The sequence below is a fragment of the Streptomyces sp. NBC_00440 genome, from assembly GCF_036014215.1.
Lineage (GTDB): Bacteria > Actinomycetota > Actinomycetes > Streptomycetales > Streptomycetaceae > Streptomyces.
In genome coordinates this window covers 6890579-6904828 of the sequence record NZ_CP107921.1, presented here as the reverse complement: position 1 = coordinate 6904828, position 14250 = coordinate 6890579, and the positions used below count along the sequence as shown (strand labels likewise).

Annotated in this window: 13 protein-coding genes and 1 riboswitch; of the genes, 8 read left to right on the top strand and 5 right to left on the bottom strand. The window is 69.1% G+C overall.

The window, feature by feature from the left end:
• Positions 1–17 precede the first annotated feature (17 nt).
• Positions 18–1223, top strand: a complete 1206-nt coding sequence (locus OHB13_RS30710; protein ID WP_328379232.1) for a sensor histidine kinase — start codon at positions 18–20, stop codon at positions 1221–1223.
• The gene (locus tag OHB13_RS30705) at positions 1220–1864 is read left to right on the top strand and encodes a response regulator transcription factor (RefSeq protein WP_328379231.1); all 645 of its coding nucleotides are present in this window, start codon (positions 1220–1222) and stop codon (positions 1862–1864) included. Before OHB13_RS30710 ends, OHB13_RS30705 begins: the two co-directional genes overlap by 4 nt.
• Here OHB13_RS30705 and OHB13_RS30700 read toward each other — a convergent pair.
• Positions 1833–2189: a VOC family protein gene (locus OHB13_RS30700; RefSeq protein WP_266851587.1), complete on the bottom strand. Its 357-nt coding sequence runs from the start codon at positions 2187–2189 to the stop codon at positions 1833–1835. The genes OHB13_RS30705 and OHB13_RS30700 overlap by 32 nt on opposite strands.
• Positions 2189–2497 (bottom strand): DUF5955 family protein, encoded by a 309-nt coding sequence (locus OHB13_RS30695; protein ID WP_266851588.1) that lies wholly within the window; start codon positions 2495–2497, stop codon positions 2189–2191. Before OHB13_RS30695 ends, OHB13_RS30700 begins: the two co-directional genes overlap by 1 nt.
• A 263-nt stretch (positions 2498–2760) precedes the next feature.
• On the opposite strand from OHB13_RS30695, the gene OHB13_RS30690 reads away from it, so the two are divergent.
• The 5 genes from OHB13_RS30690 to OHB13_RS30670 all read left to right on the top strand — a co-directional run bounded on the left by OHB13_RS30690 (position 2761) and on the right by OHB13_RS30670 (position 8717).
• Positions 2761–3330 carry a nucleotidyltransferase family protein gene (locus OHB13_RS30690; RefSeq protein WP_266860582.1) on the top strand — a complete coding sequence of 190 codons (570 nt, stop codon included), beginning with the start codon at positions 2761–2763 and terminating at the stop codon, positions 3328–3330.
• Between the two features lie 213 nt (positions 3331–3543).
• Complete coding sequence (gene aceB / locus OHB13_RS30685; RefSeq protein WP_328379230.1) at positions 3544–5166, top strand: malate synthase A; 1623 nt, start codon at positions 3544–3546, stop codon at positions 5164–5166.
• A 512-nt stretch (positions 5167–5678) separates the two neighbouring features.
• Positions 5679–7118 carry an NCS1 family nucleobase:cation symporter-1 gene (locus OHB13_RS30680; protein ID WP_328380430.1) on the top strand — a complete coding sequence of 480 codons (1440 nt, stop codon included), beginning with the start codon at positions 5679–5681 and terminating at the stop codon, positions 7116–7118.
• Between the two features lie 82 nt (positions 7119–7200).
• Positions 7201–7965 carry an aspartate/glutamate racemase family protein gene (locus OHB13_RS30675; RefSeq protein ID WP_328379229.1) on the top strand — a complete coding sequence of 255 codons (765 nt, stop codon included), beginning with the start codon at positions 7201–7203 and terminating at the stop codon, positions 7963–7965.
• 98 nt (positions 7966–8063) lie between these two features.
• Complete coding sequence (locus tag OHB13_RS30670; protein ID WP_443062978.1) at positions 8064–8717, top strand: TIGR03086 family metal-binding protein; 654 nt, start codon at positions 8064–8066, stop codon at positions 8715–8717.
• Between the two features lie 189 nt (positions 8718–8906).
• On the opposite strand, the gene OHB13_RS30665 is transcribed toward OHB13_RS30670, so the two are convergent.
• Positions 8907–10304, bottom strand: coding sequence for a purine-cytosine permease family protein (locus OHB13_RS30665; RefSeq protein WP_328379228.1), 1398 nt, complete (start codon positions 10302–10304; stop codon positions 8907–8909).
• A riboswitch (TPP riboswitch) is annotated at positions 10296–10390 on the bottom strand. Its footprint overlaps the gene before it by 9 nt.
• Before the next feature lie 116 nt (positions 10391–10506).
• Positions 10507–11190 carry an alpha/beta fold hydrolase gene (locus tag OHB13_RS30660; RefSeq protein ID WP_266851593.1) on the bottom strand — a complete coding sequence of 228 codons (684 nt, stop codon included), beginning with the start codon at positions 11188–11190 and terminating at the stop codon, positions 10507–10509.
• A gap of 267 nt (positions 11191–11457) precedes the next feature.
• Between OHB13_RS30660 and OHB13_RS30655 the strand changes: the two genes are divergently transcribed.
• Positions 11458–12372: a chitosanase gene (locus OHB13_RS30655; protein ID WP_328379227.1), complete on the top strand. Its 915-nt coding sequence runs from the start codon at positions 11458–11460 to the stop codon at positions 12370–12372.
• A 109-nt stretch (positions 12373–12481) separates the two neighbouring features.
• Here OHB13_RS30655 and OHB13_RS30650 read toward each other — a convergent pair whose 3' ends face one another.
• A complete protein-coding gene (locus OHB13_RS30650; RefSeq protein WP_266860586.1) occupies positions 12482–13831 on the bottom strand; it encodes a nucleobase:cation symporter-2 family protein in 1350 nt (449 codons plus the stop codon).
• Positions 13832–14250 lie beyond the last annotated feature (419 nt).

Genomic DNA, 14250 nt, shown 5'->3' with positions numbered 1-14250 from the left:
CCTACGCTGGGAGGATCATGGATCCCCGTGCACTGACCCCCGCGCTGCTCGTCCTGCGGCTCTGCCTCCATCTGCTGATGGCGGGACTGCTGGTGCTGGCCGCGGTACGGGCGCTCACCGGTCACGCGGCGAACGCCCCCGCGGTGGTGGCGGCGGCCGTGGTGCTGGGCGCGGTGTACGCGGCGGGTGCGGTCTGGCCTTCGGTACGGACTTCGCGCCGGTCCGCCGCCGTCTGGCTCGGCGTGCTGGGTCTCGCGTGGCTGGCGCTGCTCGTGGTCTCCCCGGAGGGGCTGTGGGTGGCGTTCCCGCTGTACTTCCTCCAGTTGCATCTCCTGCCGGTGCGCTGGTCGGTGCCCCTGGTCGTCGTCACGGCGGGCGCGGCCATCGCCGCGTACGTGGGGCACGGGGCGGCGCTGAACCCGGGTGCGTTCATCGGCCCGCTCCTCGGAGCGGCGGTCGCCGTGGCCACCGTCCTCGGCTACCAGGTGCTCTACCGCGAGAGCGAGAGCCGCCGCCGGCTGATCGAGGAGCTGATCTCGACCCGGGCCGAACTCGCCGCCGCCGAGCGGACCGCGGGCACGCTCGCCGAGCGTGAGCGGCTCGCCCGCGAGATCCACGACACCCTCGCCCAGGGGCTCTCCTCCATCCAGCTGCTGCTGCGGGCCGCCGGGCGCACCCTGCCCGCCGACGCGCCGGCCGCCGCCCACATCGAACAGGCCAGGCAGGCCGCGCAGGACAACCTCGCCGAGGCCCGCCGCTTCGTACGGGCGCTGTCGCCGCCCGCGCTGGAGCACGGTTCGCTGGCGGCCGCGCTCGACCGCCTCTGCACGGGCGGCCCCGGTCCGCGGGTCCGCTTCTCCACCAGCGGTACGCCGGTCGCGCTGCCCACGCCGTACGAGGTGGCGCTGCTGAGGATCGCGCAGTCGGCGCTCGCCAACACCGTCCAGCACGCCGGGGCGTCCCGCGCCGAGATCACCCTGAGCTTCATGGAGACCGCGGTCGCCCTGGACGTGGTCGACGACGGTTCCGGCTTCGATCCGCTGCTCGCCGGTACCGCGTCCGGCGACGGAGGTTTCGGGCTGCCCGCCATGCGCTCGCGCGTCGAGTCACTGGGCGGCACCTTCGCCGTCGAGTCCACACCGGGCCAGGGGACGGCCATCGCGGTCACGCTGCCGCTCCCCGACTCCGAAGAGGTGCCCATGTCCGAAGAGGTGTCCTCATGACGATCCGGCTGCTGCTCGCCGACGACCATCCGGTGGTACGGGCCGGGCTGCGCGCCGTCCTCGACACCGAGCCGGGATTCCGGGTGGCCGGGGAGGCGTCGACCGCCGAACGGGCAGTGGAGCTGGCCGCTTCGGGAGAGTTCGACGTCGTGCTGATGGATCTCCAGTTCGGCGCGGGTATGCACGGCGCGGAGGCCACCGCCGCCATCGCCGCCGTCGAAGGGGCACCCCGGGTCCTGGTGCTGACGACGTACGACACGGACGCGGACATCCTGGCCGCGGTCGAGGCCGGTGCCAGCGGCTATCTGCTGAAGGACGCGCCGCCCGAGGAACTGGCCGCCGCCGTGCGGACGGCGGCGGCGGGCCGCTCGGCGCTGGCACCCGCCGTCGCGCACCGGCTGATGGACCGGATGCGCGCACCGGGCGAGTCGCTCACCCGCCGGGAGCTGGAGGTGCTGCAGCTGGTCGGGGACGGTCTGTCGAACCAGCAGATCAGCAAGGCGCTGTTCCTCAGCCAGGCGACGGTGAAGTCCCATCTGGTGCATATCTACGCCAAGCTGGGTGTGGACTCCCGTACATCGGCGGTGGCCACGGCCTCCGCGCGGCGGCTCATCCGCCGTGCCGGTGGCTCAGCACATTGACCACCTTGCCGTTCGGATCACGGACGAAGAACCGCCGTACGCCCCACTCCTCGTCCCGCAGCGGGTGCACGATCTCCGCCCCCGCTGCCAGCACCGCCGCGTGCACCGCGTCCACGTCGTCCACCTCGATGGAGAGGTCGGGCTGCACGGTGGCGCTCGCGTCGTGCGTGGTGAGGGTGATCTGCGCGGTCGGGTTGACGGACGAGGCGAGCGTCATGACCCAGCCCTGGTTCATGACCTCGCCGAGCCCGAGCAGACCGTAGAAGTCCCGGCTCTCCTCCATGGCGTGCGTCGTGATGTCCGGCACCACCCTGCGGACGGCCATCAGGAGGCCGATCCGAACAGCTCCACCGCGTTCCGCACCTCGGAGAGCGACACCGCGAGTGCGCTGACCGAACCGATCGCCCCCGCGACCAGCAGCAACGAGCGACGCAGCCGCAGGATTTCCGGCACTCCGCTCCGGGCCATCGCCTCCAGAGCCGCCAGTTCGTCCTCGGCGATGGCACGGTCCGGGAACTGGGCCGGGTGAGCGGCCAGTTCACGGCGGAGCCGGGAGACGGAGGAGCTGAGCTCCGTCACTCTGGGGTCCGCACCGGTGCCCGTTACGCGTTTCTGCCCCGCACTTCGCAACAAAGTTCCCCCTCGCACAACTCTGTGCTGGCCATCCCTACGGTTGAACGACCGTGTGGCGCCGGTCGAACACCGCGGGTCACGAGTCAGTTAACGCCACCACGCGGCGTTCTCGCCACTCCACGACGGGAATTCAGCCGGACGGGGTGGTGTCCATGAGGTATCCAGTCCTGATGCGACACGAAGGCGGAACCGAAGTGAACAACACGGACACGGATGCCTCGCGGCCGGGACCCGGCCGGACGGCCGGACCGGTGATCGCCGGACTGCTGCTCGCGGCGGGCGGCGGGCGGCGGCTCGGAGGACGCCCCAAGGCGCTGCTCGAACACCGCGGCCGGCCGCTCGTCGAGCGCGCGGTCCGGGTGCTGCGCGCGGGCGGCTGCGGTCCGGTGCATGTCGTACTGGGTGCCGCCGCGGACGACGTACGGAAGCGGGCCGATCTCACCGGCTGTGTGCTGGCCGACAACCCCCGGTGGGAGGAGGGCATGGGGTCGTCCCTGCGCGCCGGACTCGCGTCGCTCGCCGGATCGGGCGCGGACGCCGCCCTCGTCCTGCTGGTGGACCAGCCGGGAATCGGCGCCGCGGCGGTGGCCCGGGTACGCGAGGCCGGCGGCTCCGCGACGAGTCTGGTGGCCGCCTCGTACGAGGGGAAGCGCGGCCACCCGGTGCTCTTCGGCGCCGACCGCTGGGCGGACATCGCGGCGACGGCGGTAGGGGACCGCGGGGCCCGCAGCTACCTCAAGGCCCACCGGGAAGCCATCACGCTGGTGGAGTGCTCCGACATCGCCGAGGAGTACGACATCGACACGGTCGAAGACCTGTTCCACTTGGAGTGACCGACCTGGCACTCTGCGACGAATTCTGTCGATCCGGAGAATCTCGATGTCAACATACGTTGAACTTCCACCATGAGGAAACTAGTATCCACACGTCAGAAGCGCTCTGTGCCCCACAGAGCGCCCGCGACCGTATCGCGACCCCGTGGCACTCCGTGCCACCATGAGAGTCCTGCGGCCGTCAAGTACCGCCCGCTGAAGGAGTGACAGCTCATGTCCGCACCAGCGCCGTCTCCGCTGGCCATCGTCGATGCCGAGCCCCTGCCCCGGCAGGACGAGGTCCTCACCGATGCGGCCCTGGCCTTCGTGGCCGAGCTGCACCGGCGGTTCACCCACCGCCGTGATGAGCTGCTCGTCCGCCGCGCTGAGCGCCGTGCCGAGATCGCCCGGACGTCCTCGCTCGATTTCCTCCCGGAGACCGCGAGCATCCGTAACGACGACAGCTGGAAGGTCGCGCCGGCCCCGGCCGCGCTCAACGACCGCCGCGTCGAGATCACCGGCCCGACCGACCGCAAGATGACCATCAACGCCCTGAACTCGGGCGCCAGGGTCTGGCTCGCAGATTTCGAGGACGCGTCCGCCCCCACCTGGGAGAACGTTGTCACCGGCCAGCTGAATCTGACCGACGCCTACGAGCGCCGGATCGACTTCACGGACCCGAAGTCCGGCAAGTCGTACGCACTGAAGCCCGCAGCCGACCTCGCGACCGTCGTGATGCGCCCGCGCGGCTGGCACCTCGACGAGCGCCACCTCGTGCTGGACGACCGTCCGGTCCCGGGCGCCCTGGTCGACTTCGGCCTGTACTTCTTCCACAACGCCAAGCGCCTCATCGAGCTCGGCAAGGGCCCGTACTTCTACCTCCCGAAGACCGAGTCCCACCTGGAGGCGCGCCTCTGGAACGAGATCTTCGTCTTCGCGCAGGACTACATCGGCATCCCGCAGGGCACCGTCCGCGCGACCGTCCTGATCGAGACGATCACGGCGGCGTACGAGATGGAGGAGATCCTCTACGAGCTGCGCGACCACGCCTCCGGGCTGAACGCGGGGCGCTGGGACTACCTGTTCTCCATCGTCAAGAACTTCCGCGACGGCGGCTCCAAGTTCGTCCTGCCGGACCGCAATCTGGTCACGATGACGGCGCCGTTCATGCGCGCGTACACCGAGCTCCTGGTCCGCACCTGCCACAAGCGCGGCGCGCACGCCATCGGCGGCATGGCCGCCTTCATCCCCTCCCGGCGCGACGCCGAGGTCAACAAGGTGGCCTTCGAGAAGGTCAAGGCGGACAAGGACCGCGAGGCCGCCGACGGCTTCGACGGCTCCTGGGTCGCGCACCCGGACCTGGTGCCGATCGCCATGAAGTCGTTCGACGCGGTCCTCGGCGAGAACCCGAACCAGAAGCAGCGCCTGCGCGAGGACGTCGCGGTGGCACCGGGCGACCTGATCGCGATCGACTCCCTGGACGCCAGGCCGACGTACGAGGGCCTGGTCAACGCCGTCCAGGTCGGCATCCGCTACATCGAGGCGTGGCTGCGCGGCATGGGCGCCGTGGCCATCTTCAACCTGATGGAGGACGCCGCGACGGCGGAGATCTCCCGCTCGCAGATCTGGCAGTGGATCAACGCGAACGTGGTCTTCGAGAACGGCGAACACGCGACGGCTGAGCTGGCCCGGAAGATCGCGGCGGACGAGCTGACCGCGATCGAGAAGGAGATCGGCGAGGAGGCGTTCGCTGCGGGCAAGTGGCAGCAGGCACACGACCTCCTGCTGACGGTGTCCCTGGACGCCGACTACGCGGACTTCCTGACGCTGCCCGCGTACGAGCAGCTGGGGAGCTGAGGCACCACCCGCTGATCGCTCGACCCACTGACAGCAGGGGCTGTCCCGGAGCCACCTGGCTCCGGGACAGCCCCTGCTGTTTTCGTGGCCCGACTGCTTCTCGGACCCCGCTGTTTCTCGGGTCCTGTTTCTCGGGTCCCGTTTCTCGGGCCCTTCTTCCGGGCGTCCGGTTTCGCGCGTACCGTGCGCAACCGGAACCAGCACCTCCGGATATGTCCCGATCGCCCCCTCCACGGCCGCCTGCAACCGCACCCACCAGGCATGTTGGAGAAACCCACAATCTATTGACAGTCCACTTGGACGAACCTAGCCTTGCCGCATTCCGATACTTATATTCCACATGGTGGAATCTACTCAGAATGAGTGGCCCGGTGATGAGTGCAGACACGCCTGTGGAACCACCCCGAGCAACGCCCTCCGTGAACACCACCGATATCGCCACTGATGTTCACGACAGTTCCGGAACACCGTCCGGCGGCGACCGGTCGTCACCGGTTCACGCCGCACCTCCGCTGAGTCCCCGTCTGTACAACAACGACCTGGCGCCCACCGAGGTCCACGGGCGCCGCTGGGGCAGCTACAACATCTTCACCCTGTGGGCGAACGACGTGCACAGCCTGGGCAACTACACGTTCGCCACTGGGCTGTTCGCCCTCGGGCTCGGCGCCTGGCAGGTGCTGCTCGCTCTCGCGATCGGCGCGGCGCTGCTCTTCGGGATTCTCAACCTCTCCGGGTACATGGGCCAGAAGACCGGGATCCCGTTCCCGGTCATGAGCCGTATCAGCTTCGGTGTCCGGGGCGCCCAGATACCGGCTCTCATCCGTGGCGCCGTCGCCATCGCCTGGTTCGGCATCCAGACGTATCTCGCGTCCCATGTACTGAACGTCCTGCTGATCACGCTGCACCACCCGCTCGTCCACCTGACCGAGAACTCCTTCCTCGGGCTGTCGACCCTCGGCTGGATCTCCTTCGGGTTCCTGTGGTGCGTGCAGATCGGCATTCTGATGTACGGCATCGAAATGGTGCGGAAGTACGAGGCGTTCGCGGGCCCGGTCATCCTGTTCACGCTGTCCGCGCTCGCCGTCTGGATGTTCTGGAAAGCGGGCTGCTCCATCTCGCTGTCCAACAACCACCCGCTGACGGGCGGGAAGATGTGGCACGAGATCTTCGCGGGAGCGTCTCTCTGGGTCGCCATCTACGGCACGTTCGCGCTGAACTTCTGCGACTTCACCCGGTCCTGTACGAGCAAGAAGTCGATCACGATCGGCAACTTCTGCGGCATTCCCGTCAACATCATGCTCTTCGGAACCATTGCGGTCGTGCTGGCCGGGGCGCAGTTCCGGATCAACGGGAAGGTCATCAACAGCCCGGCGGACGTCGTACAGGCCATCCCCAACACCTGGTTCGTGGCGCTCGCCAGTCTCGCGCTGATCGTCCTCACCGTCGCGGTCAACCTCATGGCCAACTTCGTGGCCCCGGCCTACGCGCTGGCCAATCTCTTCCCCAAACACCTCGACTTCAGGCGGGCCGGGATCGTCAGCGGCGTGATCGGCATCGTCATCCTGCCGTGGAACCTCTACAACAACCCGACCGTCGTCAACTACTTCCTGGGCGGCCTGGGCGCCTTCCTCGGCCCGCTGTTCGGCGTGATCATCGCCGACTACTGGCTGATCAGGAAGGGCCGGGTCAATGTGCCCGAGCTGTACACGATGGAGACGTCCGCCGCGTACCACTACACGCGCGGCGTCAACCTCCGCGCCATCGCCGCCTTCACCCCGGCGGCCGCCGCGGCCATCGTCTGCGCCCTGGTTCCGCTGTTCTCCGCCGTCGCACCGTTCGCCTGGTTCATCGGCGCCGGAATCGCCGCCGCCGTGTATGTCGGCGTCGCGGAGCGGAACGGCAGCCACGAGGACGTTCCGGGCGCGTCCATAGCCGTTCCGAGCGTGCACTGAGCCGGCGCAGGCCCTGTGACAGGCGCCGTCCGGCGTCCGCCAGAAACTCCCGCACCACCCGAACCACCTGTGAGGTACCTCCATGCGGATACTCGCCGTGAACGTGAACACCACCGAATCCATTACCGAGGCGATCGCCGCACAGGCGAGGTCGGCGGCGTCGGACGGCACGGAGATCGTGGGCCTGACCCCGCGATTCGGGGCCGAGTCCGTGGAGGGCAACTTCGAGAGCTACCTCGCGGCGATCGCGGTGATGGACCGGGTCCGCTCCTATCCGGAGCCCTTCGACGCCGTGATCCAGGCGGGCTACGGCGAGCACGGCAGGGAGGGACTCCAGGAGCTGCTGGACGTACCGGTCGTGGACATCACCGAGGCGGCGGCCAGTACCGCGATGTTCCTCGGGCACACCTACTCGGTGGTCACCACGCTCGACCGTACGGTTCCCCTGATCGAGGACCGGCTGAAGCTCGCGGGGCTCTACGACCGCTGCGCATCGGTCCGGGCCAGTGGCCTGGCCGTACTGGAGCTCGAAGAGGACCCGGCGGCCGCCGTCGAGTCGATCGTGTCGCAGGCGGAGCGCGCTGTGGCCGAGGACAGGGCCGAGGTCATCTGCCTCGGCTGCGGCGGCATGGCGGGTCTTGACGCGCAGATCAGGGAGCGCACCGGTGTTCCGGTCGTGGACGGTGTCAGTGCCGCCGTCGCCGTTGCCGAGTCGCTGGTCCGGCTCGGCCTCTCCACCTCCAAGGTGCGCACCTACGCGACGCCCCGCCCCAAGCACATCGCCGGCTGGCCGTCCGCCGCCTTCGCGGACGCCGGCCGGACGACGGGCCACGACGCCCGCATCTGAAACGGCGCCGCATCCGGGGTGCGGGGGCGGGCGTCACGTCACCGCCCCCGCCCGACCAGGCAGGATGCCGGGGAGTCCAGGGGACTTCCCGCCGACCGATGAGTTCTCGTACCGGGTCCGGTCTGAAGGACATGAACACGGACACGCATACGGATGCACCCGAGGAACCCGACAACGCCCGGCCCGACCTGGAGCCCCCGGCCCGGTACATCGCGAAGCTCGCCGACGCCGTCAGCGACGCGCAGCTGGGCGGTCCCACGCCCTGTCCGGACTTCGCGGTCCGGGACCTGATCGCCCACATCTCCGGATTGAGCGTGGCGTTCCGCGACGCGGCCAGGAAGGAGTTCGGGCCGAACACCAACACGGCACCTGGCACCGGCTCCCACCCCGAACTGGCCGCGGACTGGCGGTCCGCGCTGCCCCTGCAGCTGGAGGAGCTGATCGTGGCCTGGCACTCCCCCGCCGCCTGGGAGGGCGACACCAAGGCGGGCGGATTCACCCTCCCCGCCCCGCTGGCCGCGCGGATCGCACTGAACGAACTGGTCGTGCACGGCTGGGACCTGGCCCGCGCCACCGGCCAGCGGTACGCGCCCGATCCGGCGAGCCTCGGCGTCTCGTACGCGCTGCTCGCTCCGGCGGACAGCGTGGCGCGCGAGCCTGCCTTCGGCCCGGCTGTCGAGGTGCCGCGGGACGCCCCGTTCCTCGACCGGGTGATCGGGCTCAGCGGACGCAACCCTGACTGGAAGCCTTAGGGCCTGTCGTCAAAGTGCCGTCGTTGCCCGAAGGGCGGCCGCGCGGCGTCTGGTGCGTGCGATCGCAAGGCGCCGGAATGTTCTCGTAGCGGAGCTACTAGGGCATTTCGGCAACGCCGCGAGCGTGCGTGCCAGACGCCGCGCGGCAGGCGGCACTTTGACGACAGGCCCTAAGGCCTTTCGTCTGGATCAGGCCGGGTGGCGGCGCAGCCTGAGGGGTGCGTAGACGACGAGCGCGGTGAGGAAGGCCACGTAGTAGGCGAGGTCGGCGCCGTGCAGTGCGGCAGCCACCGGACCTGTGTAGAGGCCCGTGTTCATGAACGGAATCGCCGCGGCGAAGGCGGCGCAGAATGCCACCAGAGCGGGTCGGCCCGACCGGGAGCGGACGCTCTCCAGGGTGGGGTCGACCGGTTCGCCCGCGCGAGCCCTGGCGAACCAGTCGACAGCGACGACGGCGACGAAGCCGGGGATCCAGTAGCCGACGAAGAGCAGCACGTTCTGGAAGCGGGCGGCCGTGTCAGCTGCGTGCATCCACAGCACCAGGGGGAAACCGAGTACGGCGGCGAGAGCGGCCGCGAACGGACGCGGGATGCGCAGACCGATGGTCTGCAGGGCCAGCGAACCGCTGTAGTCGTTCATGGCGTTGCTGCACAGAGCGGCCAACGCCACGGCCAGCAGCCCCAGGCCCCCGAGTATGCCGCCGCCCAGCAGTCCGTCGACACCCCGGGCGGTCTGGTCGGTGAAGACGGATGCCCCCCACAGCCCGAGTGACTGGACGGCCACGAAGGAGACGCTGACGCCGAGGAGCGTGTACCAGAACATGCGCGGGCGGGAGGTCTCCTGCGGCAGGTAGCGGCTGAAGTCGCTGGCGTACGGGGCCCACGACAACGCCAGACTGAGAGCGATGGTGCTGGTCAGGATGAACGCACCGGCACGGTCGGCGCCGTGGGCGCTGCCGGCAGCCGCGGGATGGACACCGTCCGGGAGCCTGAAGGCCAGGGCGACGAAAGCTGCCGCGAGTACGAAGGTCATCAGCTTCTGCAGCCGGTGGATCGCTTCGTAGCCCAGTACGCCGAGGGACCCTTGTCCCACCATCATCACCAGCACACCCAGCCAGAACGGCCAGCCGCAGAGCCGGGCCAGCGCGTCCCCGCCGAACAGCCCGATGAGCGCGTCCCAGGCGACCGACGAAAGCCATTGCAACAGGCCGGGCACCGTGACGGACCGGCCGAACGCGAGCCGGGCCAACGGCAGCTGACCTGCCCCGGTGCGGCTGCCCCACGTTCCGAGGTACGCGGTGGGAACAGCGCCGATGACGGTGCCCAGTACAACGGCGGCCAGCGCGGTGGGCAGGTCCAGACCGAGCGCGATACCGACGGTGCCGGTGAACACGCCGGTCATCGTCAGATTCGGGGCGAACCACACGGTGAAGAGCCGGCCGGGGCCGCCGTACCGGTGGTGTCCTGGCACCGGCGCAATTCCCCGAGCCTCGATCCGCAAATCGCCGGGCTGGGCAGGCATCCGGCCGTCGAAGACGGACCCGGCATCCGTGGCCGGCGCGTTGCTGGGAGCAGGTGGCAATGACATGAGCGACATCCCTCCGCCAGTACTAACTGGTTCAGGTTCGGCGGGTGTGATCTCAGCCCCTGGGCGGGGCACCCCGTGTCCGGTACGACTGCAAGGCTAACGTGCGGCGCCACGCTGTCCATGGCGAGGGTGTGTGGCTGCGGACGCCGGCGGCGGGTGTCAGGTCTCCGTGTTCGCCAGGCCGAACACCCGCACCCGCCGCTCAGCTGGTGAAGAAGTCGCTGACGGCTGCCGAGAACTGTCCGGGCTCCAGAGCGTGCACGGTGTGGCCGGCCGGGATCGTGATCACCCGGCAGTCGGGAATCCCCGCTGCCATGTCGGGGATCCGGTCCTGCGGCATGGAGCTGTCCGGGCCGCCGGTCACGATCAGTGTCGGGGCGACGATCTCGCCGAGCCGCTCGGCCCACTCGGGAGCGGGCTCCCGGATCTCGTTCTTGATGGCGGGCACCACGTTCCAGTCGTAGTCGACGGGTCGTTCGGGGTGCTCCGGCTCGGCCACCTCCCTGGGGTAAGGCGGCGGAGTCTCCTCCAGGACGAGCCGCTCCACCCGGTCCGCGTGCTCCTGGGCGAGCAGATAGGCGACGACGCCGCCCATGGAGTGGCCGACGACGCCGACCCGGTCCAGTTCCAGTTCGTCCAGGAAGCCCAGCACGTCGTCGCGCATGAGCTCGAACGAGTACTCGTCCGGCCAGTCGCTCTCCCCGTGTCCCCGCAGGTCGAGGGCGTACACCCGCCAATCGTGTCCGAGTGCCCGGCCGGTGTCCTCCCAGGTCGCGGACGAGCCGCCGAGACCGTGCAGCAGCACCACCGGCGCGCCGAAGGGGTCGCCCCAGGTGCGGTACGCGAGCCGTACGTCGCCGACATCGACTACTGAGTGATCGTCCATACCGCAGACGCTACCGCGCTCGGGCCGGTGCCTTCGCCGCCGTGGCGCACGGCCGTGGTCCGGTCGCATGGAGTCACAATCAGGCAAAATAGTCTGTGCAATCCTCGGTCATCCCGACTCAACCCAGCGGGTCAGCGGTCAGGAACGGTCCAGGACACATCTGATTCGCTCAACTCCTTTCCCTCCAGGGGGTGTACGGCCCTTGAGGCAGCTGATAGGAAAGCTTCCTAACAGAACGCCGACGCATGAACTCCCCTTGGAGGACCGGTGAAAGCCCCCCACCGCAACACCGCTGGACGCAACAAGAGGATCATCACGCGCACCGTGCTCGGCCTGGCCCTGGTAGCCGTACCGGCCACCGCCTACGCGGCCAACGCCCCTGCGGACCACGCGAGTTCGCACAGCACACAGCACAGCTCGCCGTACGGCACGCAGCACGGCACTCAGCACAGTGCGCAGCGCGCCGCCTCGGCGACCGGACTCGACGACCCGGCGAAGAAGGAGATCGCCATGAAGCTGGTCTCCAGTGCCGAGAACTCCTCGCTGGACTGGAAGGCCCAGTACAAGTACATCGAGGACATAGGAGACGGCCGCGGCTACACCGCCGGCATCATCGGGTTCTGCTCGGGCACCGGCGACATGCTGGACCTGGTGAAGCTGTACACCGACCGCGAGCCGGGCAACCCGCTCGCCAAGTACCTCCCCGCACTGGAGAAGGTCAACGGCAGCGACTCGCACTCGGGCCTAGGCTCGGCCTTCGAGAGCGCCTGGAAGACCGCGGCCAAGGACACCGCGTTCCAGACCGCGCAGAACGACGAGCGCGACCGGGTGTACTTCGACCCGGCGGTCAAGCAGGGCAAGGCGGACGGCGTCGGCGTCCTGGGCCAGTTCGCCTACTACGACGCCATCGTCATGCACGGTGACGGCGACGACAAGACCAGCTTCAGCTCCATCCGCAAGAGGGCGCTGGCCAAGGCCAAGACCCCGGCCCAGGGCGGCAACGAGACCACGTATCTGAACGCCTTCCTGGACGCCCGCGTGTGGGCGATGCAGCAGGAGGAGGCCCACAGCGACACCAGCCGGGTCGACACCGAGCAGCGCGTCTTCCTGAAGAACGGCAATCTCGACCTGCACACGCCGCTCAACTGGAAGGTCTACGGGGACCCGTACAGCATCAGCTGACCGGCCGGCGTACCCCGGCGGGCCCGGCCGCGCACACCGGCGGGGCGCGTTCCGCACCAGCGATGCGGAACGCGCCCCGTATGTCATGCCACCGTCAGTCACACCACCGTCAGTGCAGTGCGGCTGCCGCCTTGGCGACGGCCTGCTGCGTCGCGTTGTCGTCGACGGACGGCTCGTTCACCGTCTCCAGGGCATCGGGGCCCTTCTTGCGCCCGAGGTGGTTGAAGGCCAGATTGAGCACGATGGCCACCACACACCCGGTGGAGATGCCCGAGTCGAGCACCACCAGCACGTTCTTCGGGAACGCGTGGTAGAAGTCCGGCGCCGCGATCGGTATCAGCCCGATACCCAGCGAGGTCGCGACGATCAGGGCGTTCTCGCCCTTCTCCATGGCCGCGCCCGCCAGCGTCTGGACACCGCTGGCGGCGACCGAGCCGAAGAGCACGATCCCGGCACCGCCCAGCACCGGCAGCGGTACGAGTGCGATCGCTGCCGCGGCCATCGGACAGAGACCGAGCAGGATCAGGATCCCGCCGCCGGTCGCCACGACGTACCGGCTGCGCACCTTGGTCATCGCCACCAGGCCGATGTTCTGTGCGAAGGCGCTCGCCATGAAGCTGTTGAAGAACGGGCTGATCAGGCTGGAGAGGGTGTCGGCTCGCAGACCCCCCTCGATGGTCCGCTCGTCGGCGGGGCGCCCGACGACCTTGCCGAGCGCCAGCATGTCTGCGGTCGACTCCGTCATACAGACCAGCATCACGATGCACATCGAGATGATGGCGGAGATCTCGAACTGCGGGGCGCCGAAGTGGAAGGGCGTCGGGAATCCGACCGGGTCGGCGTTGCGCATCGCGTCGAAGCTGGTCATGCCCATCGGTATCGCGACGAGCGTACCGACCACCAGACCGAGCAGGATGGCGATCTGCTGGAGGAAACCGCGGAGCAGTTTCCGCAGGGCCAGGACTATCAACAGGGTGAGAGCGGCCATGCCGATGTTCTTCATCGAACCGTAGTTCGCCGCCCCTTGGGTGCCCTGCGCCCACCCGAAGGCGACCGGCAGCAGCGAGACCCCGATGAGGGTGATCACGGTGCCGGTGACGACCGGCGGGAAGAAGCGGAGCAACTTGCTGAAGTACGGGGCGAGTATGAACCCCAGTACGCTCGCCACGATGATCGCGCCGAATATCACGGCGATGCCTTCGTGCCCGCGGCCCTTGCCGATGGCGATCATCGGGCTGACGCCGCCGAACGAGACACCGTTGACGAACGGCAGCCGGGAACCGACCCGCCAGAACCCGAGGGTCTGGAGCAGGGTGGCGATACCCGCGGTGAAGAGGCTTGCCCCTACGAGAAAAGCGGTCTCCTTGGCGTTGAGCCCCACGGCGGGGCCGACGATCATGGGCGGGGCGACAACTCCCGCGTACATGGCGGCCACATGCTGGAGGCCGCTGCTGAACATCTTGACGGGCGGAAGGACTTCGTCGACCGGATGGTGCTTCGCGGAGGTCTCTCCCTGTCCCGCTGAGGTGGTGCCGGGGTCCTCGGAGGTCGCTCCGGGGGCTCCGGTCGATTCGGTGTCGGCGGCTGTTTCTGCTGCATCAGTGCGAAACCTGGGCTCGGCGGCCACGGCGGCTCCTCCGGTCGGGTACACGTCAGCGGTGACGTGGGTGTCAGGGAGGTGGTGCGGAATGCAGGTGCGGCTGCGGGAGGGGTGAGGGCGGGCGGTACTGCTGCGTTTCTCGGTCAAGTACCGGGCGGGGCACGGGGGTTCCGGGGGTGGCTTCCGGGTACGTCACCGCCCCGGAGGGCGTATGCACTCTGGGCACACACCCCCCGGTCACGGCTGCCGTGAACCCCGCTCGGGTTCGCGGCCGCCGG

Bases quoted from the DNA above. Each gene is read 5' to 3' on its own strand.
- OHB13_RS30710 (WP_328379232.1), top strand. From the start codon at position 18: ATGGATCCCCGTGCACTGACCCCCGCGCTGCTCGTCCTGCGGCTCTGC.
- OHB13_RS30705 (WP_328379231.1), top strand. From the start codon at position 1,220: ATGACGATCCGGCTGCTGCTCGCCGACGACCATCCGGTGGTACGGGCC.
- OHB13_RS30700 (WP_266851587.1), bottom strand. From the start codon at position 2,189: ATGGCCGTCCGCAGGGTGGTGCCGGACATCACGACGCACGCCATGGAG.
- aceB (WP_328379230.1), top strand. From the start codon at position 3,544: ATGTCCGCACCAGCGCCGTCTCCGCTGGCCATCGTCGATGCCGAGCCC.
- OHB13_RS30675 (WP_328379229.1), top strand. From the start codon at position 7,201: ATGCGGATACTCGCCGTGAACGTGAACACCACCGAATCCATTACCGAG.
- OHB13_RS30670 (WP_443062978.1), top strand. From the start codon at position 8,064: ATGAGTTCTCGTACCGGGTCCGGTCTGAAGGACATGAACACGGACACG.
- OHB13_RS30665 (WP_328379228.1), bottom strand. From the start codon at position 10,304: ATGTCATTGCCACCTGCTCCCAGCAACGCGCCGGCCACGGATGCCGGG.
- OHB13_RS30660 (WP_266851593.1), bottom strand. From the start codon at position 11,190: ATGGACGATCACTCAGTAGTCGATGTCGGCGACGTACGGCTCGCGTAC.
- OHB13_RS30650 (WP_266860586.1), bottom strand. From the start codon at position 13,831: ATGTTCAGCAGCGGCCTCCAGCATGTGGCCGCCATGTACGCGGGAGTT.